The 20,291-nt window shown below is 67.7% G+C and carries 21 protein-coding genes; 6 read left to right on the top strand and 15 right to left on the bottom strand.

The genetic code is table 11. The features are described 5' to 3' along the window. Positions 1-145: 145 nt before the first annotated feature. Positions 146-1,138: a DUF4062 domain-containing protein gene (locus BN976_RS33580; protein ID WP_036371829.1), complete on the bottom strand. Its 993-nt coding sequence runs from the start codon at positions 1,136-1,138 to the stop codon at positions 146-148. Positions 1,139-1,248: 110 nt separating this feature from the next. Here BN976_RS33580 and istA point away from each other — a divergent pair, with 110 nt between their 5' ends. Beyond that, entirely contained in the window at positions 1,249-2,778 is a 1,530-nt protein-coding gene (gene istA / locus BN976_RS15675; RefSeq protein ID WP_036371827.1) for an IS21 family transposase, read from the top strand. Next, positions 2,775-3,584 carry an IS21-like element helper ATPase IstB gene (gene istB, locus BN976_RS15670; protein ID WP_036371824.1) on the top strand — a complete coding sequence of 270 codons (810 nt, stop codon included), beginning with the start codon at positions 2,775-2,777 and terminating at the stop codon, positions 3,582-3,584. The genes istA and istB overlap by 4 nt, the downstream gene beginning before the upstream one ends. On the opposite strand, the gene BN976_RS34770 is transcribed toward istB, so the two are convergent. Then, the gene (locus tag BN976_RS34770; protein ID WP_084182310.1) at positions 3,540-3,848 is read right to left on the bottom strand and encodes a DUF4062 domain-containing protein; all 309 of its coding nucleotides are present in this window, start codon (positions 3,846-3,848) and stop codon (positions 3,540-3,542) included. The two genes, istB and BN976_RS34770, sit on opposite strands and share 45 nt — an antisense overlap. Positions 3,849-4,272: 424 nt before the next feature. Next, a complete protein-coding gene (locus BN976_RS15665; protein WP_036371823.1) occupies positions 4,273-4,887 on the bottom strand; it encodes a TetR/AcrR family transcriptional regulator in 615 nt (204 codons plus the stop codon). A gap of 83 nt (positions 4,888-4,970) precedes the next feature. Here BN976_RS15665 and BN976_RS15660 point away from each other — a divergent pair, with 83 nt between their 5' ends. Both BN976_RS15660 and BN976_RS15655 read left to right on the top strand, forming a co-directional pair. Beyond that, positions 4,971-5,849 carry a lysophospholipid acyltransferase family protein gene (locus tag BN976_RS15660; RefSeq protein ID WP_036371822.1) on the top strand — a complete coding sequence of 293 codons (879 nt, stop codon included), beginning with the start codon at positions 4,971-4,973 and terminating at the stop codon, positions 5,847-5,849. A 119-nt stretch (positions 5,850-5,968) separates the two neighbouring features. Further along, positions 5,969-6,784, top strand: coding sequence for a hypothetical protein (locus BN976_RS15655; protein WP_011781205.1), 816 nt, complete (start codon positions 5,969-5,971; stop codon positions 6,782-6,784). Here the strand turns inward: BN976_RS15655 and BN976_RS15650 are convergent. The 7 genes from BN976_RS15650 to BN976_RS15620 form a co-directional block, all read right to left on the bottom strand. Next, complete coding sequence (locus BN976_RS15650; protein WP_011781206.1) at positions 6,781-8,469, bottom strand: cation:proton antiporter; 1,689 nt, start codon at positions 8,467-8,469, stop codon at positions 6,781-6,783. The genes BN976_RS15655 and BN976_RS15650 overlap by 4 nt on opposite strands. Positions 8,470-8,515: 46 nt before the next feature. Then, the gene (locus BN976_RS15645) at positions 8,516-9,322 is read right to left on the bottom strand and encodes an Fpg/Nei family DNA glycosylase (protein WP_036371820.1); all 807 of its coding nucleotides are present in this window, start codon (positions 9,320-9,322) and stop codon (positions 8,516-8,518) included. A gap of 3 nt (positions 9,323-9,325) precedes the next feature. After that, positions 9,326-10,948 carry an allophanate hydrolase gene (atzF, locus tag BN976_RS15640; RefSeq protein ID WP_036371816.1) on the bottom strand — a complete coding sequence of 541 codons (1,623 nt, stop codon included), beginning with the start codon at positions 10,946-10,948 and terminating at the stop codon, positions 9,326-9,328. Between the two features lie 83 nt (positions 10,949-11,031). After that, positions 11,032-11,505, bottom strand: a complete 474-nt coding sequence (locus tag BN976_RS15635) for a ribose-5-phosphate isomerase (protein ID WP_011781209.1) — start codon at positions 11,503-11,505, stop codon at positions 11,032-11,034. Positions 11,506-11,719: 214 nt separating this feature from the next. Then, on the bottom strand, positions 11,720-12,679 hold the full coding sequence (locus BN976_RS15630) for an isopenicillin N synthase family dioxygenase (RefSeq protein ID WP_036371810.1): 960 nt from the start codon (positions 12,677-12,679) through the stop codon (positions 11,720-11,722). Beyond that, positions 12,676-13,101, bottom strand: a complete 426-nt coding sequence (locus tag BN976_RS15625; RefSeq protein ID WP_036372300.1) for a nucleoside deaminase — start codon at positions 13,099-13,101, stop codon at positions 12,676-12,678. Before BN976_RS15625 ends, BN976_RS15630 begins: the two co-directional genes overlap by 4 nt. A gap of 141 nt (positions 13,102-13,242) precedes the next feature. Then, on the bottom strand, positions 13,243-13,863 hold the full coding sequence (locus BN976_RS15620; protein ID WP_036371809.1) for a mycothiol-dependent nitroreductase Rv2466c family protein: 621 nt from the start codon (positions 13,861-13,863) through the stop codon (positions 13,243-13,245). Positions 13,864-13,969: 106 nt separating this feature from the next. On the opposite strand from BN976_RS15620, the gene pepN reads away from it, so the two are divergent. Together pepN and BN976_RS15610 are read left to right on the top strand one after the other, a co-directional pair. After that, on the top strand, positions 13,970-16,558 hold the full coding sequence (gene pepN / locus BN976_RS15615) for an aminopeptidase N (protein ID WP_036371807.1): 2,589 nt from the start codon (positions 13,970-13,972) through the stop codon (positions 16,556-16,558). 142 nt (positions 16,559-16,700) lie between these two features. Next, entirely contained in the window at positions 16,701-17,072 is a 372-nt protein-coding gene (locus tag BN976_RS15610) for an HNH endonuclease (RefSeq protein WP_199558955.1), read from the top strand. Positions 17,073-17,088: 16 nt separating this feature from the next. On the opposite strand, the gene BN976_RS33575 is transcribed toward BN976_RS15610, so the two are convergent. From BN976_RS33575 to BN976_RS15585, 5 genes are all read right to left on the bottom strand, one after another. Further along, a complete protein-coding gene (locus tag BN976_RS33575; protein WP_133167779.1) occupies positions 17,089-17,382 on the bottom strand; it encodes a hypothetical protein in 294 nt (97 codons plus the stop codon). Positions 17,383-17,570: 188 nt separating this feature from the next. Beyond that, on the bottom strand, positions 17,571-18,701 hold the full coding sequence (locus tag BN976_RS15600; protein WP_036371802.1) for an EspA/EspE family type VII secretion system effector: 1,131 nt from the start codon (positions 18,699-18,701) through the stop codon (positions 17,571-17,573). 82 nt (positions 18,702-18,783) lie between these two features. Then, positions 18,784-19,260 carry a DUF5130 domain-containing protein gene (locus BN976_RS15595; RefSeq protein WP_011781217.1) on the bottom strand — a complete coding sequence of 159 codons (477 nt, stop codon included), beginning with the start codon at positions 19,258-19,260 and terminating at the stop codon, positions 18,784-18,786. Next, positions 19,247-19,480 carry an aa3-type cytochrome oxidase subunit CtaJ gene (gene ctaJ / locus BN976_RS15590; RefSeq protein WP_011781218.1) on the bottom strand — a complete coding sequence of 78 codons (234 nt, stop codon included), beginning with the start codon at positions 19,478-19,480 and terminating at the stop codon, positions 19,247-19,249. Before ctaJ ends, BN976_RS15595 begins: the two co-directional genes overlap by 14 nt. A 25-nt stretch (positions 19,481-19,505) precedes the next feature. Beyond that, on the bottom strand, positions 19,506-20,171 hold the full coding sequence (locus BN976_RS15585; RefSeq protein WP_011781219.1) for an HNH endonuclease: 666 nt from the start codon (positions 20,169-20,171) through the stop codon (positions 19,506-19,508). Between the last annotated feature and the right edge of the window lie 120 nt (positions 20,172-20,291).

The raw sequence follows: 20,291 nt of genomic DNA, 5'->3' as shown, positions 1-20,291 counted from the left end.
GGCGGCCCAGCGGCGCCCGTTACCGGCCCCTAGTCAGCCCGGTCGCGGGTGGGACGTCCTTTGGGCCCACGACCTGCTGCCCAAGTCAAGGCAGGTCGCCGCGCCGAGAGTACCGCCGCACCAAGACGTAAGCGCATCAGGTAAATCAGGTCGCCTTCTTGGCGGGTGCTTTCTTAGCTGCGGCCTTCTTGGCGGGTGCTTTCTTGGCGGGTGCTTTCTTGGCGGTTGATTCCTTCTCAGATTTCCGCACTGCCATCAATGCGGCAAGCTTTTGTTGTCCAGCGGAAGTGAGCCGCAGATACTTGTTGGTATCACTTGGAACTCGCTTCTTTTGGCCAGACTCTATGACTCCGAGGGTCCGGAAGTGAACAATGATTGTCTCAAAGTCCCTCTGCTGCATGGAGAGTCGCTTATTCTTGATCTTTTTTACAGCGGCCTCGTCGCTCAGCTCTCCCCAGTAGAGAGCAAGTTCCAATTTATCCTCCACCACTTCTTCGGTGGCTTCGTCGATGAGAGACGGTCCAATCCCTTCTAGAATGTCGTTCCAGCTCACCTTTGCTTGAACCCACATGCTCGAATCGTCGTTGTAATTGGCAGAATAGATTCGCAGCGGCACGCTGATCTTGTCCTCGCCGTCCGCCAGCGTAGAGGGATCCACCTGGGCAACCCGCTCTGCGACTAGCGTCTGTGACTTCGCAGTCGCTTCGGCCAATTGGGCTCGGAGGGTAAGTATCTCGCGTTCAGCATCGTGGCTGAGGATGGCATCTCCACGAACCCAACCGACGCGCGGATCGTTGTCTATGAGGTTCATAAGACTCATCGCCACCTGACCTCCGAGTTCCGCCGCGCTGGTGAAGTACTGCACGGGCAGGCCCTCCACCTTCTTCCGGAACGCCGTAAGTTTCTCTCGCGCCTCGTCGTTCTGATCGGTTTTGCCTGCTGGGATTTTCTCGGGGTCTTTATGAAGGAAACCGATCACCGGCGTGTTGGTCTTCACCGCGTAGTCGTACTCGCGCTCCGTGTAACTGATGCCCGACGCTTCGTCCATCGCGCCGTAGCGGTGAGTGTGGTCACCTGACCTGGCCCCACTTTGGCCGTTGTTCTTCACGAATGTTGGCCCCACCGGGGTGGTGATCATTGCCGGCGGGGTGGGGCGGTGTGTCGTCACGAATGTTGGCCCCACCCTCGTTCAGATCGTTCCTGTCGCCCGTCGTTCCTGGCGGTCGCGTTCAGGGAGGGTCGGTCAGGATGCGGTCACGCGTGGAGTTGTTCGAGAAGATCAGGAGGGATCGACGGGTTGAGGGCCTGTCGATCCGCGAGTTGGCCGACCGGCACGGCACGCATCGTCGGACGGTGCGCCAAGCCCTTGATGACGCGGTGCCGCCGCCGCGCAAGGCCTATCCGGGGCGTCCGCGTCCAGCGATCGATCCGTGGGTGACGGTGATCGACGCCTGGCTGCACGCTGATCGGGAGGCGCCGCGCAAGCAGCGCCATACCGCTCGGCGGATTTGGCAGCGTCTGGTCGCCGAACACGGGGCGACGTGCTCGGAGGTGACCGTGTCGCGCTACGTCGCGCGACGCCGATCCGAGCTCGGACTCATTGACAACGAGGTGTCGGTGCCCCAGACCCACGAGGCTGGTGCGGAAGCCGAGGTCGACTTCGGTGAGTTCTTCGCCACGATCGCCGGGCTGGTGGTGAAGTGCTGGATGTTCGTGATGCGATTGTCACACTCGGGCAAAGCCTTTCACGTCGCGTTCGCCACCCAGGCCCAGGAGGCGTTCCTGGAGGGCCACGTGCTGGCCTTCGAGCACTTCGGTGGCGTTCCGGGCAGGATCCGCTACGACAACCTCAAACCCGCTGTCATTCGGGTTCTCAAGGGCCGCGACCGGGCCGAGTCCGAACGGTTCATCGCCCTGCGCAGCCACTACGGCTTCGACTCGTTCTTCTGCCGCCCGGGCCTGCAAGGCGCCCATGAGAAGGGCGGTGTGGAGGGCGAGATCGGACGCTTCCGACGTCGCCACCTCGTCCCGGTTCCGGCGGTGACCTCGCTGGCCGAACTCAACGCTCTGATCGCTGCCGCTGATGATCTCGACGACGACCGGGTGATCACGGGGCGTCCGATCACCGTCGGCGCGGCGTTCGCCGCCGAGCACGACTCGTTGATGGGGCTGCCGGCCGAGGCGTTCGACTGCGCCCGTCTGCTGACCGCCCGTGTCGACAACCGCGCCAGAGTGTCTGTGCGGCAGTGCTTCTACTCCGTGCCGGCACGCTACGCTGGTCGACGGCTTCCGGTGCGGCTGAGTGCTCGCGGTGTCGAGGTGTACGACGGGCCGCGGCTGGTTGCCCGCCACGACCGAGCGGTCGGACGCCACGTCGAGGTGCTGTGCCTGGACCACTACCTGGAGGTGCTGGCGACCAAACCCGGCGCGCTGCCGGGAGCGACCGCACTGGCCCAGGCCAAGGCGCGCGGAGTGTTCACCGCCAGCCACCAGGCCTACTGGGATGTCGCTCGCACCGCGCGCGGTGACGCCGCCGGAACCCGCGCCCTGATCACCATCCTGTTGGCCCACCGCACGATGGCCGCTGCGGCGTTGATCGCCGCGATGGACCGAGCCGTGGCCGCGGGGTGCCTGGACCCCGAGACCGTCCTCATCGACGCTCGCCGCGATACGACGGCGATCGCGCCGGTGGTTCCGATCGGAGCGCTGGCCCGCTACGACCGTCCCGCGCCGTCGTTGACTGATTACGACGACCTGCTCACCGGAAGCGAATCATGACCACCACCGACGCCGCGGCCGCAGGCAAGCCGGTGACCACCGATGCCGCCGCGCAGGCCTCGATCGGGGCTGCGGCCCGTGAGTTGCACCTGCCCACCGTGCGCACCGAGGCCGCCCGACTGGCCGAGATCGCCGCACGGCAGCGTCACACCCATCTGCGCTACCTGGCCGAGGTCCTGGCCGCAGAGGTCGACGACCGCACCGAACGCCGCCGAGCTCGCCGCGTAAACGAGGCAAAATTCCCCAGGCTGAAACGGTTGGCGGAGTTCAACATCGACGCCGTGCCCGGTATCGCACCCGCAACTCTGGGGCAGCTCGCCGCCGGGCACTACATGGACGCCGGCGAGCCCGTCGTGCTGCTCGGCGACTCCGGCACCGGCAAAACCCACCTGCTCATCGGACTCGGGCTGGTGGCCTGCGAGCAGGGACGTCGGGTCCGCTACGTCACCACCGCCCAGCTGGTCAACGAACTCGTCGAAGCCGCCGATGAACGTGTCCTCTCCCGCGTCGTCGCTCGGTACGGGCGTTTGGACCTGCTCTGCCTCGACGAACTCGGATACGTCCAAATCGACTCCCGCGGAGCGGAACTGCTGTTCCAGATCATCACCGAACGTGAGGAACGCGCCTCGGTGGCGATCGCGACCAATCTGCCGTTCAGCGAGTGGGGCACCGTGTTCCCCGACCCGCGCCTGGTCGCCGCGATCGTCGACCGCATCACCTTCAACGCCCACATCATCGAGACCGGCACCAAGTCCTACCGGCTACGCACCAGCAAGATGACCAACCGCACCAAACGCACCACCTGATCCACGGTGGGGCCAAAATTCACGACGACAGTGGGGCCAAGCCACTTGACGAAACCCATAGCGGCCTCCGACTACAACGATGTAGTAGTCGCTCTCGTCTATCACGCGCTGAATGAGCCTCCACTGATCCTCGTTCGCGGCCGGGAACATCTCCATACCCGCCGGGAAGTGATTGAGGTTGAGAATCATCTGGATAACAGCGGCACGCTCATCCGTGAGGTCTTTGTAAGTCGAACTCACGAACACTTGGTACCGCTTCTTCATGTCCAGCATTCTCCCAGCGACCAGCGACAGAACTCGGCGTGTCGGCATGCGTGTCTCGCCAATGCGTTCGACGGCTGACCGCTGTACCGCGCCCTGTACCGCCGATCAAAGCAGACCGCACCCGAACCACGGACGTACCCCTTGACGAGCTGCAAGTGGCTGAACCCAAACATAGATATGCGTTTTGGTTCCACATCGGCGCTGGTCGGCGCAGTTTCTAGCGAACTCGAAAAGGGGCCGGACAAGCCTTCCAAACTAGCTACACGGGTTCGATTCCCGTCGCCCGCTCCACGCAGCCTCGTACAGGTCAACATGGTTGACGCGTTGGTTGACTTGCTGGGACGGTGTGGAAATCCCGCCTCCGTCCGCCTACGCACCATTTCGCCGTCCACGAAGAGCGCAACGTTGTTTGCTGCGCCAGATGTCACCGCGGCGACGTGGCCAAGCGATCGGAACCATCCGCAACCCCGTCGGCGACCGCAACGATGCGTGATGCGGCTTCCACGGCCGCGGCACGCCGCTGCGCGATTCGGCCGGCGTCCTCGGTGACGCTGCGCGGATCGGGCCAGTACGCCCACGCCAAGCCCAGACCGAACAACAGGATCAGCAACTCCTCGGGATCCCAGCGGGTGTCCACCAGGCCGTCACGCTGGGCCGTCCGGACCGCATCCACAGCCTCCGCGGGCGCCGTGCGCCCATCATCCCCGGCCGGCGGATAGAGGCTGACGCCCTCCAACCGCCCCCAGTTGATCATCCGGAAGTGCTCGGGATGACTCAGCGACAGATCGAAGATGTCTCCGACGAACTCTGGCACCGAATCCGGGCGCACGGAGACCGCAGCGAAGAACTCGGCACCGTCTGCGGCCAGCACCTCGCGAAACAGCGTCTCCTTGTCCCGGAAGTGCGCATAAAGCCGCTCCTTGCTCGCCGCAGCCGCCTTGGCGATGCGGTCGATGCGGGCACCGGCCAACCCGAATTGGGCGAACTCCGCCCGGGCCGCCACCAGGATCGCGTCACGCAGTTCACCCGTACTTCTCACAGGAACATCATAGCCATACAAACCAGTTCGTTTGGTAGCCTGGTAGCAACATCCCGAACCACTCCACGAAGGACTACGCGACGATGACAAGCGCGCGGCACACCACCGAAATCATGAACCACCCTGCACGCGTCGAGGCGTTGCGCGGCCCCGTCAATGTGCTGACCCGCGCCATCGAGCCCCTCGTCGATCTGTATCGGCCCTACGTCGACGGGCTGGAGAACCTGCCTCGCGACGGCCGATTCCTGTTGGTGGGCAACCACACTCAATCAAGCGTCGAGGGCCCGCTCATCCCGCACTACGTGCGCCGCGAGATCGGCACCCGGGTGCGGCCCCTGACCGAGCGGATGATGGCCAACTTCCCAAGGCCCGTCGGCGACCTGCTGGCCGCTTACGGTGCGGTGGTCGGCTCGCGCGAGGGAACCCGCGAGATGATGCGCCACAACGAGACGATCCTGGTGTTCCCCGGCGGCGGCCGTGAGATCAACAAGTTCAAGGGCGAGGAGTACACCCTGCAGTGGCAGGGCCGTTCCGGGTTCGCGCTGCTGTGCGTCGAGAACGACTACCCGATCGTCCCGGTCGCCCTTGTCGGCGGCGACGACGTGTACACCAACCTCATCAGCCGGGGGAGTTCCCTGGCCAACCTGACCATGTCGCTCAGCGAGAAGATCTTCGGCCGCGGCGACATGGTCCCGGCGATACTGCACGGAATCGGCCCCACGCTCATCCCGCGGCCACAACGGATGTACCTGCGCTTCGCCGAACCCATCGACACCACCAAACCGGCCCGCGTCTCCACCGAGAAGTGGATCGCAACGGTCAAGGACCGCACCCAGCGATCGCTGGAAGCCGCCATCTCGGAGTTGCAGCAACTCCGCCAGGACGACCCCTACCGGGAGCTCAACCCACTGGCCTGGCGCAACGCACTTGAGCCAGGTTCGCCGGCGCCGACGCCGGCATGAGGCTGCCCGCGCGCGATAAGCCCGAAGTCTGTCGGCCGGTGTCGACAGGATGAAGCAGGCGCTGCGCCCGCAGTGCTTGTGACCTGGGGTGTCCGATCTCTGTCGGTACGCTGTGAGCCATGGATGGCGCACTGCTCGTTCTCATCGTCCTGGTCGTCGCGGCGATCGGACTGGCCGTCTATGCGACGTCGAAGTCGTCGCAGAAGCGCAATGCCGCGTCGCTGGCCGACGCCAAGGCCGACGCCCGCCGCACCATCGAGCGCCTCGGCGGGCAGGTGTTCGCCCTGACGGGCATCGACGACGCGTCCAAGCAGGCGCTGGCCGACGCGTCCGAGCGGTACACGGCGGCGTCGTCGCAGATCGACCAGGCCACCACCGCGCGCCAGGCCGAGCTGGCCAAGGAGAGCGCGATGGAAGGGCTGTACTACGTGCGCGCCGCCCGGCTGGCGCTGGGCATGGATCCCGGTCCCGAGCTGGAAACACTGGCAGGGCAACGGACTGCGGGCACCGTCACCGAAGACCGCCGCGTCCAGTTCGAAGGACGTGAGATCGAGGCGTCGCCGACGCCGTCGCAGCGCACCCCGAACTACTACCCCGGCGGCCGGGTCGCGGGCCGGCCCGTGCCCGCGGGCTGGTACTCCGAACCGTGGTGGAAGCCTGCCCTGGTCGCCGGCGCGTGGGGCCTGGGTTCGGCACTGCTGTTCAGCAGCCTCTTCTCCGGCATGGCCGGGGTCGGCTACGACGCCCAGGCCTTCGAGAGCGGCTACGGCGACGGCTTCCAGGACGGTCTCGACCAGGGCCAGCTCGAAGGCGGCGACGCCGGTGGCGGCGACTGGGGCGGCGGCGACGCCGGCGGTGGCGACTGGGGCGGCGGCTGGGATTCCGGCGGTGGCGGCGACTGGGGCGGCGGCGACTTCGGCGGCTTCGAGTTCTAGAAGCGGCTCTCCAGCCGCGCGGACACCCCGGCCTCCTGCAGGTCGAGCCGAACCAGCATGGCCCGCACCGCCTCTTCGTCGATGCGGCCGGCGTCCCGTTCACCGATGAGCGCCACCCGCTGTGCCGCCAGCACGTCGCGGTAGAGCTGACCGAACACCTCGGCACGCAACGTCGGCGCCTCGGGGTCGGGCATTTCGTCGGCGTCCTGGGAGTGCCGCGCGACGATGCCACCGATCTCGGCGAGCACCCGGGGATCGAGCCCGTCGGGCGGGTTGGCCCGGAACTCGGCCAACACCTCGTCGGCGGCCGCATGAACCACCTGTTCGGCTTTCTGGGTCTCGGCCGACGTGTAGGCCTGGTCGGCGTCGGCGGACAGCTTGAGCCGGCGGATCAGCAGCGGCAGCGTCCACCCCTGCAGCAGCAGAGTTCCGACGCTGACCACGAACGCGATCGCCTGGATCGTGGCGCGCTCGGGAAACGGCGCACCGGCCGCTGTGGTCGCCGGGATCGCCGCGGCGGCCGCCAGCGTCACCACACCGCGCATGCCCGTCCACGACACGACGACGTTCTCCTGCCAGCTCAGGGCGCGGTTGTCGATGCGGGACCGCCACTTGGCCGGCGGCTGCGATTGCCGGCGCACCCCCAATGCCCCCCGGCCGCCGCCCTCGGGAATCGGGACGCTGAGCCGTCGTTCGACCTGTCGGGCCAGCACTCCCCGACCGAACATCGCGAACACCGACAACGGCCGGATCACCAACACGATCAGCAGCACGACCGCTGAGGCCACCGCCACCTGGGTCAGTGACTCGTGCGCCTGCTGCAGATCCTCCAGCACGAAACGCAGGTGCAGACCGATGTAGGCGAACACGAACACTTCGAGCAGCACGTCCACCGAGTTCCACACGAACCGTTCCTGCAGCCGGGTCTGGTATCCGGCGTCGACGGTGCCGCTGCCCACCACGAATCCGGCCACCACCACGGCCAGGACGCCGGAGGCGTGCATCTCCTCGGCCAGGATGAACGCCGCAAAAGGCACCATCAGCCCCTGCACTGTCTCGAGTGCGGGGTTGGCCAGCCGCCTGCGGATCCACAGCGTGATGTATCCCAGCGCGGCGCCGACCAGCGGACCGAGCACCGCGCTGTAGGCGAACAGCAGAAGCGGGTTCTCGATGAACGTGTGGCTGCCTGCCACCTGCGCCACCGCCACGGAGAACAGCGCCAGCGCCGCCGCGTCGTTGATCAGGCTCTCCCCCGTCAGAATCGACATGACACGTTTGGGAAGGCCGAGCTTGCGGCCGACCGCGACCGCGGTGACGGCGTCGGGAGGCGCCACCACCGCGCCGAGCACCAGCGCGGTCGCGAACGTCAACGGGACGACGACGAGCCAGGACGACACTGCGGCGACGGTGAACGCGGTGACCACCACCAGGCCCACGCCCAGACCCAGGATCGGCTTGATGTTGCGCAGGAACGTCGGGAACGAGAAATCCAGGGCGGCCGAATACAACAGCGGCGGCAACACCACCGACAGCAGGATGTGCGAGTCCAGCTCGGGCGCCTCGAATCCGGGGACGAACGACACCGCGATGCCGACGACGACGATGATCAGCGCCGGCTCGAGTCCGCGCCGTTGCGCGATCGCTGTGACGACGATCGCGCCCACGACTACCAGGATCAGTTCCACGCGCAGATTCTCCCGGCAATCCCACCGGATTTCGCGCCGAGCCGCCTCAGGTCTGGCAGGCCGGGCACCAGAACAGGTTTCGCCCCTCCAGTTCGACCGTCCGGATCGGGGTCGCGCACACCCGGCAGGGGTCACCGGCGCGGCGGTACACGTAGGTGCGGGGACGGCCTTCCCGGTACGACGGTGCGCCATGGTCGTGCTCGGGTGCCACCACCACGATCTTGCCGCGCCGCACCCCCACCTTCATCAATGCGACGAGATCGGTCCACATCTCGGCGAACTCATCTGAGGTGACGGTGGTACCGGGCCGGAACGGGTCGGTACGGTGCCGGAAGAGCAGTTCGCTGCGGTAGACGTTGCCGACGCCGGCGATCACGGTCTGATCCATCAGCAGCGCGCCGATTGGCCTGCGGGACTTGCTGATCCGTCGCCACGCCAGCTCGGGGTCGGCATCGCTGCGCAGCGGGTCGGGCCCGAGCCTGGCCACCACGTCGGCGACGTCGGGCTCCTCGATGACCTCGCACACCGTCGGCCCGCGCAGATCGGTGCCGTACTCGGCGCCCAGCATCCGCATCCGCACCTGCCCGACGGGCAGGGGCTGTGTCCGGTCGTCGGGCAGCGGCCACTCGGTGAACGTCCCGTACAGGCCGAGATGCACGTGCACGACGCGACCGCCCTGGTAGTGGTGGAAGAGATGCTTGCCCCACGCACTGGCCTTCTTGAACACATGGCCGTTGACCGCGGCGGCCCCGTCGACGAACCTGCCCTGCGGGCTGGACACGATCACCGGCGCGCGACCGAATCGGCGCTGATGTTGCCGCGCCAACCGGTGCAGAGTGTGTCCTTCGGGCATCCGCTAAGTCTGTCGCACCGCCCCCGACGCCAACGCGGAGGTCCAGCTGCCGTAGCCGCTGATGTCGACACCCTGCACCGAAGCGTCGCAGCCGAACGCGGTGCGCCAGCTGCCGTCGGCGAACTCGACGGCGCCCAACTGCATGGGCGCGGGCAGCGCGGCCAGGAACGATCCCAGGGCGGCGGGTGACAGCAGCCAGCGGTGCCCGGACAGCGCGGCGCCCTCGACACCGTCGGGCACCCGGGTGACGCCTGGTTTGGGCGGCGTGGTCGGCAGTGCGGTCATCCGGTACCGGGGCGCGGTGGTGATCTCCCCGGCGAAGCGGGCGCCGCGGTCGGTGAGCTGGTGGACCAGCGGGCCCCCGCGAAGGTGCGCGCCGAACACCACGAGCTCGACCGTCTCGGCGGCGGCGAGTGGCCACGGCGACGCCGACGGGGCCTCGTCGACGAGCAACGCGGCGACGTCGAGCGCCACGGCATCCTCGAAGGCCCTGGCCAACACCGTGACGCCGAACTGCGCGCCGCCCGCCGTTCCGGCGGGAACGGCGACCGCGCACATGTCGAACAGATTGCAGAAGTTCGTGTACGTGCCGAGCCGGGCGTCGAGCCCGACGGAGTCGGCCGCCGCGTCGGCGATGGTCGGGTGCACGGGCGCCGTCGGCACGAGAAGCACATCCGTCCCTGCGAGGGCGGCCATCGCACGGTCGCGCAGGCGACTCACCTCGGCGCGGTCGCAAAGTAGGCGGTGGGCGGGCACGTCGCGGGCGGCGGTGATGATGTCGCGCACCGTGGGGTCGAGCGCGGCGGCCGGCTGCCGATCGACGAATTCGCCTACGGCAGCGTAGCGTTCGCTCACCAGCGCGCCGTCGTGGAGAAGCGTGGCGGCCGTAAGGAATGGCTCGATCTCGACGGACACGACCCGGGCTCCGCGCGCCACGAGGGTGTCCACCGCGGCGTCGAACGCGACACGCCACTGGTCGTCGAGGTAGGGCAGTTCGTCGGGAATCGCGATCACCGGCACCGGCGGGGCCGCGAGCTTGACGTCGGTGGGCCACGGCCGGGCAGGCGCCCCCGCGGCCAGGACCGCCATCGCTGTGTCGGCGAGGTTCAGCGTCGCCGCGAGAATGGTGATGCAGTCATAGGATTCGCTTGCCGGAACGACACCGTCAGTGCTGATCACTCCGACGGTGGGCTTGATCGCCGCGATGCCCTGCAGCGCCGCCGGAATGCAGCCGGTGGCATCCGGGGCGATCGCGATGTCGGCCTCACCGGTGGCCACGGCCACCGCCGATCCGGAACTCGGTCCGCCACTGATGAATTCGGGCCTGCGACTGTCGGGCACGGCACCGTACGGCGAGCGGGTACCGACCAGCCCGGTGCCGAACTGGTCGAGGTTGGTCTTGCCCACCACCACCGCGCCCGCGCCGCGCAAGGCAGCGACGGCGGCCGCGTCGGAGTCGGGGAGGTAGGCGAACTGGGGACAGCCAGCGGTCGTGGGCAGTCCGGCGACCTCCACGTTGTCGTTCACCGCGAGCCGAACACCCGCTAAATGGCCGGCGGCGCTTCGGCTTTCGCTGAGTTCGGCGGCGACGTCAGGACCTCGCCGCCGGCTGATCCAGACCGCCACCGGCCCATCCTAACCGGTTTTGTATACAATCCGCATCCGGAGGCGAAGCCCACCGGAGCGACGCGGCCCGCCGGATCGCCTGATCAGGCTCCGGGAACCGGCGGGGCGACGTGCGTCTTCTCGTACTCGGCGAGGATGTCGATGCGGCGCTGGTGACGCGGCGCCTCCGACCACTTGGTGGTCAGGAAGGCGTCCACGATCGCGAGTGCCTCTTCGGTGGAATGCATGCGGCCGCCGATGCCGATGAGTTGAGCATTGTTGTGCTCGCGGGCGAGCGACGCGGTCTCGGGGCTCCACGCCAGCGCGCACCGCGCCCCCGGCACCTTGTTGGCCGCGATCTGTTCACCGTTGCCCGAGCCGCCGAGCACAATGCCAAGGCTGCCCGGGTCGGCAACCGTCTTTTGCGCGGCCGCGATGCAGAACGCCGGGTAATCGTCCTCGGCGTCATAAGTGAACGCCCCGCAGTCGACCGGCTCGTGGCCGGTCGCTTTCAGGTGCTCGACGATGGTCTGCTTGAGTTCGTATCCGGCGTGGTCAGCCCCGACGTAGACGCGCATGGCGGACACCCTACCTCCCGCCCCAGGCGCGGCGAGAAAGCGTGTTTGTGCAGGAACACACCCCTGCCCAATCGTCGGCTCAGCCGACCCCTGCCCAATCGTCGGCTCAGCCGACCCCTGCCCAATCGTCGGCTCAGCCGACCCCTGCCCAATCGTCGGCTCAGCCGACCCCTGCCCAATCGTCGGCTCAGCCGACCCCTGCCCAATCGTCGGCTCAGCCGACGGTGATCGCGTCGAGGCGTTCCTTGATGAAATCCGCCGACGTCACCGGCGCCAGCCCCGACACCCGGCCGACCGGCGGATCCAGCGGGGTGACGAGCGCGTCGTGGTTGGCTTCGTAGAAGTAGATCAGCGACACCAGATCCTCCTCGGGGGCACCCGGCTGCGGAGGGAGCACCCGATGCCGGCCCGACGGCCACCGCCGACCGCTCCAGTACTCGAGCAGGTCACCGATGTTCACCGTCAACGCGTCCGGGTCGTACGGGGCGTCCTGCCAGCCGGCGTCCTCCGAATACACCTGCAGCCCACCGGCGCCGGGCTCACGATCGAGAATCGTGACGGTGCCGAAGTCGGTGTGCGGCCCGATGCGGAACTGGCCCGGCTCGGGCTCGCCGACCACACTCACGGGCGGGTAGTGGTTGATGTTCATCGTCCACGTCGGTGTGCTGGCCAGCTCGGCGAACGGATTGGCGGGCAGCTTCAGGGCGTGGGCGAACAGCGCGAGCAGATCGTCGGCGACACCTCGCATCTGCGCGGTGTACTCGGTCAGCAGCGGCTCCAGCGCGGGCACCTCGCGGGGCCACACATTGGGCGCGAACCAGATCCGGTCGACCTCCGCGTCGCCGGTCGCGGTCTCCGCGCCCAAACTGAACGTCTCCTTGAGGTCTGGGGGCGTCTCGGTCCCCTCGGCGTAACCGTTGGCCTCCGCACCCGGACCGATCCAGCCATGTCCGCCGACCGGTACCGAGTACCCGGACTTCACCTCGTCCGGCAGTGCGAAGAACTCGCGTGCCGCCGCGCGCAACTCGCGCGCCAGCGACGCCGAGACGCCGTGACCGCTCACCAGGATGAAGCCTGCCCGTTGCAGGCCCTCGTCGACGTCGGCCGCGACCGCGTCGGCGGCCGCGCCGCCGGCACGCCAGCGCGAGAGGTCAACTGTGGCAATCACACTCATTCTCCGATGTCCTCCGCCCACAGGTCGGGATTGGCGGCGATGAAATCGCGCATCATCGTCACGCACCGTTCGTCGTCGACGATGGTGACGTCCACGCCGTTGTCGGCCAGCCAGTCGTGCCCACCGGTGAAGGTCCGGCTCTCCCCGATCACGACCGCACCGATGTTGAACTGGCGCACCAGACCGCTGCAGTACCAGCACGGCGAGAGCGTGGTGACCATGATCGTCGAGCGGTACCCGCGCTGCCGCCCCGCGTTGCGGAACGCATCGGTCTCGGCGTGGACGGACGGGTCCCCGAGCTGCACGCGCCGGTTGCGGCCGCTGCCCAGCAGCGCACCGTCGGTGGAGAACAGCGCGGCACCGATGGGGATACCGCCCTCCGCCAACCCTTTTCGAGCCTCCTCGACGGCGACCTCGAGCATCTCCTGCGGCGTGGCCACACCTTCTCGGCGGTGATCTTGGAGCGACACACCACCAAGTATGCGGATCACCGCATCACATTCGCCCCGGGGCGGCCCGCCCGCAACCGGCGCAACCAACCGTTAACAATCCGGCCGGACAGCTCAGTCGAAGACCGGCGCCTCGGTGCGGGAGCGCTTGAGCTCCCAGAAGTGCGGGTAGGACGCGAAGATCACCGACGCGTCCCACAGCTTGCCCGCGTCTTCGCCGCGCGGGATACGGGAGAGCACCGGCCCGAAGAACGCGACGCGGTTGACGTGGATGGTCGGGGTGCCGACGTCGTCGCCGACGGCGTCCATGCCGGCGTGGTGACTTTCCCGCAGCGCCACGTCGTAGAACGTCGACGTGGCGGCCTCGGCGAGTTCGGCGGGCAGCCCGACCTCGTCGAGGGACTCCCGGATGACGCGGGAGAAGTCCGGGTCGGAGCCCTGGTAGCCCTGATTGTGGATCCTGGTGCCCATCGCGGTGTACAGCGGGCCGAGGATCTCGGGGCCTTTCGCCTGCTCTGCGGCGATCGCCACCCGCACCGGTCCCCACGCCTTCTGCATCGCCTCGCGGTACGCCTCGGGCACGTCCTTGCCCTCGTTGAGCACGGCCAGGCTCATCACGTGGAAGTTGACCTCGATGTCGCGCACCTTCTCGACCTCAAGCACCCAACGGGAGGTGATCCAGGCCCACGGGCACAGCGGATCGAACCAGAAATCTGTGCGGGACTTCTCAGACATGGGGCGGTCCTCTCTTCGACCTCGCGTTGTGATGTGACAGACGTCCGTTCAGCACAACGGCTGACGCCCGTCCCGTCTTCCCGCCATGAGGCTAGTGTTGACGAGCGTGGCACTTCCTAACCTGACCCGCGACCAGGCCGCCGAGCGCGCCGCCCTCGTGACCGTCGACAGCTACCGCATCCACCTGGATCTGACCGACGGTGCGGGCAAGCCCGGCGAGCGCACCTTCCGGTCGGTGACGACCGTCGAGTTCGACGCCGTCGCCGGCGCCGACACCTACATCGACCTCGCCGCCGACTCGGTGCGCAGCGCCACGCTCAACGGCACCGAGATCGACGTTTCGGGCTACGACGAATCCACCGGCATCCCGCTGACAGGGGTCGCCGGGCACAACGTGCTGGTTGTCGACGCGGCCTGCCGCTACTCGAACACCGGCGAGGGGCTCCACCGCTTCGTCGACCCGGTCGACAACGAGGTGTACCTGTATTCACAGTTCGAAACCGCGGACGCCAAGCGGATGTTCGCGTGTTTCGACCAGCCCGATCTGAAGGCCTTCTTCGACGTCACCGTCGTCGCACCCGGGCACTGGGAGGTGGTTTCCAACGGTGCCACCGTCGAGGTCGAAGAGCTCGATTCGGGCGCCAAACGCCACACCTTCAAGGCGACGCCCCGGATGAGCACCTACCTGGCGGCGCTCATCGCCGGACCGTACGCCCGCTGGGACGACGTATACTCCGACGACCACGGCGACATCCCATTGGGAATCTTCTGCCGCAAGTCGCTGGCCGAGTACATGGACGCGGAGCGGCTGTTCACCGAAACCAAACAGGGATTCGCGTTCTACCACAACAACTTCGGCGTCCCGTACGCCTTCGGCAAGTATGACCAGCTGTTCGTCCCGGAGTTCAACGCCGGCGCCATGGAGAACGCCGGTGCGGTGACCTTCCTCGAGGACTACGTGTTCCGCTCCAAGGTCACGCGCTACTCGTACGAGCGCCGCGCCGAGACCGTGCTGCACGAGATGGCCCACATGTGGTTCGGCGACCTGGTCACCATGCAGTGGTGGGACGACCTGTGGCTCAACGAGTCGTTCGCGACGTTCGCGTCGGTGCTGTGCCAGGCCGAGGCCACCGAATACACGCAGGCGTGGACGACGTTCGCCAACGTGGAGAAGTCGTGGGCCTACCGGCAGGATCAGTTGCCCTCGACCCACCCGGTGGCCGCCGACATCCCGGACCTGCATGCCGTGGAGGTCAACTTCGACGGCATCACCTACGCCAAGGGCGCCAGCGTGCTCAAGCAGCTGGTCGCGTACGTCGGGTTGGACGCGTTCCTGGCCGGGCTGCGGGACTACTTCCGCGATCACGCGTACGGCAACGCCACCTTCGGCGACCTGCTCGGGGCGCTGGAGAAATCCTCCGGTCGCGACCTGTCCGGCTGGGGCAGGCAGTGGCTCAAGACCACCGGCCTGAACACGCTGCGCCCGAACTTCGACGTCGACGCCGACGGCAGGTTCACCCGGTTCGCCATCGAGCAGGAAGGTGCCAAACCGGGCGACGGCGAGACCCGCGTGCACCGGCTGGCTGTCGGCGTCTACGACGACGACAGCTCCGGCAAGCTGGTCCGGGTGCACCGCGAGGAACTCGACGTCGACGGATCGGTCACGGAAGTACCTGCTCTGCAGGGTGTTTCGCGCGGAAAGTTCATCCTGGTCAACGACGACGACCTGACGTACTGCTCGCTGCGGCTGGATCCCGCGTCGCTGCAGACGGTGCTCACCCGCATCGCCGACATCGCCGATCCGCTCCCCCGCACGCTGGCGTGGTCGGCGGCCTGGGAGATGACCCGCGACGCGGAGCTGCGTGCCCGCGACTTCGTCGCGCTGGTGATCGGCGGGCTGCACGCCGAATCCGAGGTCGGCGTCGCGCAGCGGCTGCTGCTGCAGGCGCAGACGGCGCTGGGTTCCTACGCCGATCCCGCGTGGGCGGCCGAGAACGGCTGGCCGGCCTTCGGCGACGCGCTGCTGGATCTGGCCCGCGAGTCGGCTCCCGGCTCGGATCACCAGCTGGCGTTCGTCAACGCGCTGTGCACGTCGGTGCTCTCGCCCAACCATGTCGCGGTGCTGTCGACGCTGCTCGACAACGAACCCGCCGCGGTGAACCTGCCTGGCCTGGTGCTCGACACCGATCTGCGGTGGCGCATCGTCACCGCGCTGGCCCGCGCCGGAGTGATCGACGCCGACGGCACGCAGACACCGTTCATCGACGCCGAGGCCGCCAACGACCCCACCGCGGCAGGACGGCGGCAGGCCGCGGCGGCGTCGGCGGCGAGGCCGCAGGCGGCCGTCAAGGCGGGTGCCTGGGAGCAGGTCGTCGAGGACGACACACTGGCCAACATCACCGCCCGGGCCATCATCGGTGGCTTCGTGCAGCCCGGCCAGGGCGAGCTGCTGGCACCGTTCCGGGAGCGCTACTTCGGCGCGATCTCCGGCGTGTGGGAGCGGCGCTCCAGCGAGGTTGCACAGACCGTCGTCATCGGGCTGTACCCGTCGTGGGACATCAGCGGTGAGGCGTTGGACGCCGCCGACCGGTTCCTGTCGGACCCCGACGTACCGCCTGCGCTGCGCCGGTTGGTGCTGGAAGGCCGGGCGGGCGTCGAACGCTCGCTGAAGGCCCGCCAGTTCGACGTCACCTGACCCGGCCTGCGGCCACTGCAGCGCGAGCCTGCGGCCACTGCAGTGCGAGCGTGCGGCCACTGCAGTGCGAGCGTGCGTGTCTGCGGGCGACACACCGGGGACTTGGCCGATTTCACGCACGCTCACACCTCATGCTCTTGGGGTGGCGGTCAACAACAGTCGCAGGGCGCGCGCGGCGCGACGACGCAAGCGGCGGGTCGCGGCCGTCGTCAACGACCTCACCGACGAGCAATGGGCTGCGATCAGGGCCGCGTGGAACGGCTGCGCCTATTGCGGCAAGACCGCGGGCACGATGCAGCGGGACTGCGTGATGGCCATTTCGCGGGGCGGCCGCTACACCGTCGACAACGTGGTGCCGGCCTGTGCGGCCTGCAATGCCAGCAAGTGCAATGACGAGGTCACCGGCTGGCTGCGGCGTAAACGCCTCGACGAGCGGCTGTTCCTCGAACGCTATGTCCGCATCCGCGCCGAGCTCGTTGGCGAGCGAGAAGCCGGGGCTGTGGATCAGAGCTGATCGGCGACCAGGAACCCTATTCCGCCGAGGGCATGTCGGGGCAGAGCTCGCCGAGGGCGCCCGCGGCGTCATTGATCGGCGTGAACACCTCAAGCATCTCCTCGGGCGTCTCCGGGGGCTCGGCGCCACCGGAGACATCGAGTTGAGACATCGCGAGCCGATCTGCCGCTGCGGCCCAATCGGTCAGGTAGCTCTTGATCTCGGGTGTCGTCACAGAATCGGCGGCGGTCTGCACCATCGTCGCCATCTGGGTGTATTGCTCGTCGACGTACTCGTCACTCGGCCCGGTAGCCCCCTGAATCGGAGTCAAAGCCGCTACCGCTGTCTGCCATCGGCGGACAGTCTCTGCGACGATCACGCAATCTGCCTTTCTCTCCGGAGAGTCTGGTTCCGCGGCGAGCCACCCGGCCACCAACACTGCCGCCGCTGAGACAGCCGTGATGCTCACTATCCAGATCCAGCGCGCCCGAACGGATCTCTGCAGGACGTTGAAATTCATCACGGTCCGGATGCCGCAGGTCGATCAGGGTCGAGTTCGAGAACGCTGCCAGACGGATCCGGGATGTAGAGGGTTAGGCGTGGGTTGTCCACCTGCAGTTGGTAAATGTCCTTGATGTCGATGGGCTCCCAGGTATGGTCTCCCAACGGCACAGAGACGTTGCCGGTGAGTTGCTGTAGATGGTTTGCCTCAAGCTCATAGTCGATCCACTGGGCCTGATACCAGCTGCCGTCGCGCTGTATCCACCGTAGATGACCGTCACCATCTCTAAAGCCCTCGCCAGTCACTCTGAACTCATAAGACTCCTGCAAGACGAGCGGCGGCCTCACACCCACACCGTTGGGTGGGGGCGTGACAACATCCTCCAAGCCCGAACCACCACCTTTCACCGGCGGATCGATACTGCGATGCCAAGGTTTCGGCGCCGGGATAGGCCCCATCGGAGGACCGCCACCCGGGCCCGGCGGGTAAGCCTGGCCGAGTTCCCACCTGCCGCCCCCGGGCGCGGAGTCCGGGGGTGCGGGCGGATCGAACGGATAGGTCCATGGCTCGTTCTCGTTGGACACGGCAAGTCGGGGTTCATCGCCGGGCTCAGCGCCTCCCGCCGGCTCGGCGCCGTCGCCCACCCCGAGCTCTGTGCCCTCGCCGAGCGCCTGGTACTCCGACGCGATCGCCTCGATGCGACCGGCGATCATGTTCAGGTCGGTGTGGGAGCGTTGCACGATGTCGACGATCTCGCCACTGCCCCGGCTGATGGCCGGGTACAGCATGCTCTCACCCTCCGGCGTCGGCGGCACACCGGCGGCGGCCTCGCTCACGCGCCGACGCACCGCATCCAATTCTCGCCTGCCGGCCCGGACGACCTCCGCCGACCGGTCGATTTCGGCGCGGAGCCGACGGTCCAGAAGGGCGGTCTCACCCAGCACCGAGGCGTGCCGTTCATTGGCCGATGCGTACCCGTCCGAAGCCGACCCGATCCATGTCTCGCGCGGCGCGGCACCGCGAACCTCGTCCTGCAGGCGTGTCAGCGCCGGACTGGCGTCATAGACCGATCCGTCCTGCGGCACGCCGTCACCGAAAGTCCCGCGCGCTTTGGACCAGATCGCCATGAAGGCATCGAGCACAGCCACCGGTCAGCGTCCCTCCACGCCATTGATCGTAGGGCGTGCTACGGACCGTCCCGTGCACCTTTTGCGCGGGCCGGCGAACGGGTCAGCGGGGCGAGACGCCGGCGGAGAGCACCCGGATACCGCTGATCAGGCCGTCGATCAGGTTGCCCTCTTTGAAGGACGCCGCGGCGGCGGAGACGCCGAGCGGAGCGGCCTCCTCGATACCGCGGCCCCTGACCTCGGACCCATAGACGACCTCGATCGCCCGCTGGTCCGGCGACACGGCCAGCAGCACGGCGTTGTCCGGTGTGGGAACCTTCGCGAGGATCTCGCGGGCCGTGGCCGCGGTGTCGGCGCCGAGGTCACCGATGTACACGGCGAACCGCGCCTTGGCTGCCCGGGAGCCGTACTTCAGCGCGTTGTCGAGAACCACCAGGTCCTTGATCGGGAACGGGTACTGCACCGACAGCACACCGGGCTCGGTGACCGCCGAGATCCGTCCGCTGGAGGTGATCGCCGATCCGTGCGGCAGTTCGGCCAGCTCGAGCGTGCCTGCTCTCGTCACTTCACCACTTGCCACTTGCGCCACCTCCGATGGTCAGGTGCGAACCGTGGCCGCCATGGCCGTGATCCGCCGGTTCGTCAGCCGCCCACAGGATGGGCTCGTGCGTCCACTTCTCGGACATGTCGAACGTCGCGGGATGCGGGCCCTTCTTGGTGAAGATGAACAGCGACAGAAGCCCGGCAAGCGCCAGCGGTATGACTACAAAGCTTGCATGCACAAGAGCTGTTGAGTTCACGCGCAAACCGTATCCCACGGCCCGGTCAGGCCGCTCCCTCACCCAGATATCGCACCCAGGCCGGATCGAGTTCCTTGACGCTGGACAGCAGCCGCCAGTGCTGCCCCTTCGGCGGCAGCGGCGTGGTGTGCAGCGACCAACCCAGTTCGGAGAGCAGCCGGTCGGCCTTGCGGTGATTGCACGCCGAGCACGCCGCGACGCAGTTCTCCCACGAGTGGGCACCGCCGCGGCTGCGCGGGATGACGTGGTCGACGGTGTCGGCCTTGGCGCTGCAGTACGCGCAGCGGAACCGGTCGCGGTGCATCAGCGCCGCCCGCGTCATGGGGATGCGCGCCCGGTAGGGCACCCGGACGAAGGTGCGCAGCCGGATGACGGTCGGGACGGCGATGGACCGTGTCGCCGAGTGGATCACCGGGCCCACCGGATCGTCGTGGACGACGTCGGCCTTGCCGCACATCAGCATGATCACGGCCCGGCGCAGCGGCAGGGCCGTCAGCGGTTCGTAGGTCGAGTTCAGCAGCAGCACACGCCGGCGGCCCCACACCGATCCGTCCTGTGGTGCCGGAGTCAGGGTGTCGACAGAGGGAGCCACGCTGTGCAGCGCGCGCGAGGTTGTGGCCGATGTCGACCCGGATGTACCCGCCGCGGTCCGGTGATGCCGGTGGCCGCGTCCATTCTTGCGCTGCGCCATACGTCCTCCGACGGACAGTCCACCACGGATTTCCGTCGATCGCACGGCAATTCCGCTAGTGTTCGCTGGTCAGTCCGATGAACATCGCGTGACCGGCCGCCTCGTCGCGCCGTCTCCACC

The sequence above is a fragment of the Mycolicibacterium austroafricanum genome, assembly GCF_000612725.1.
GTDB classification, from domain to species: Bacteria; Actinomycetota; Actinomycetes; order Mycobacteriales; family Mycobacteriaceae; genus Mycobacterium; species Mycobacterium austroafricanum.
Note: the sequence above shows the minus strand (reverse complement) of the source record. Positions and strands in the feature narration are given on the sequence as shown.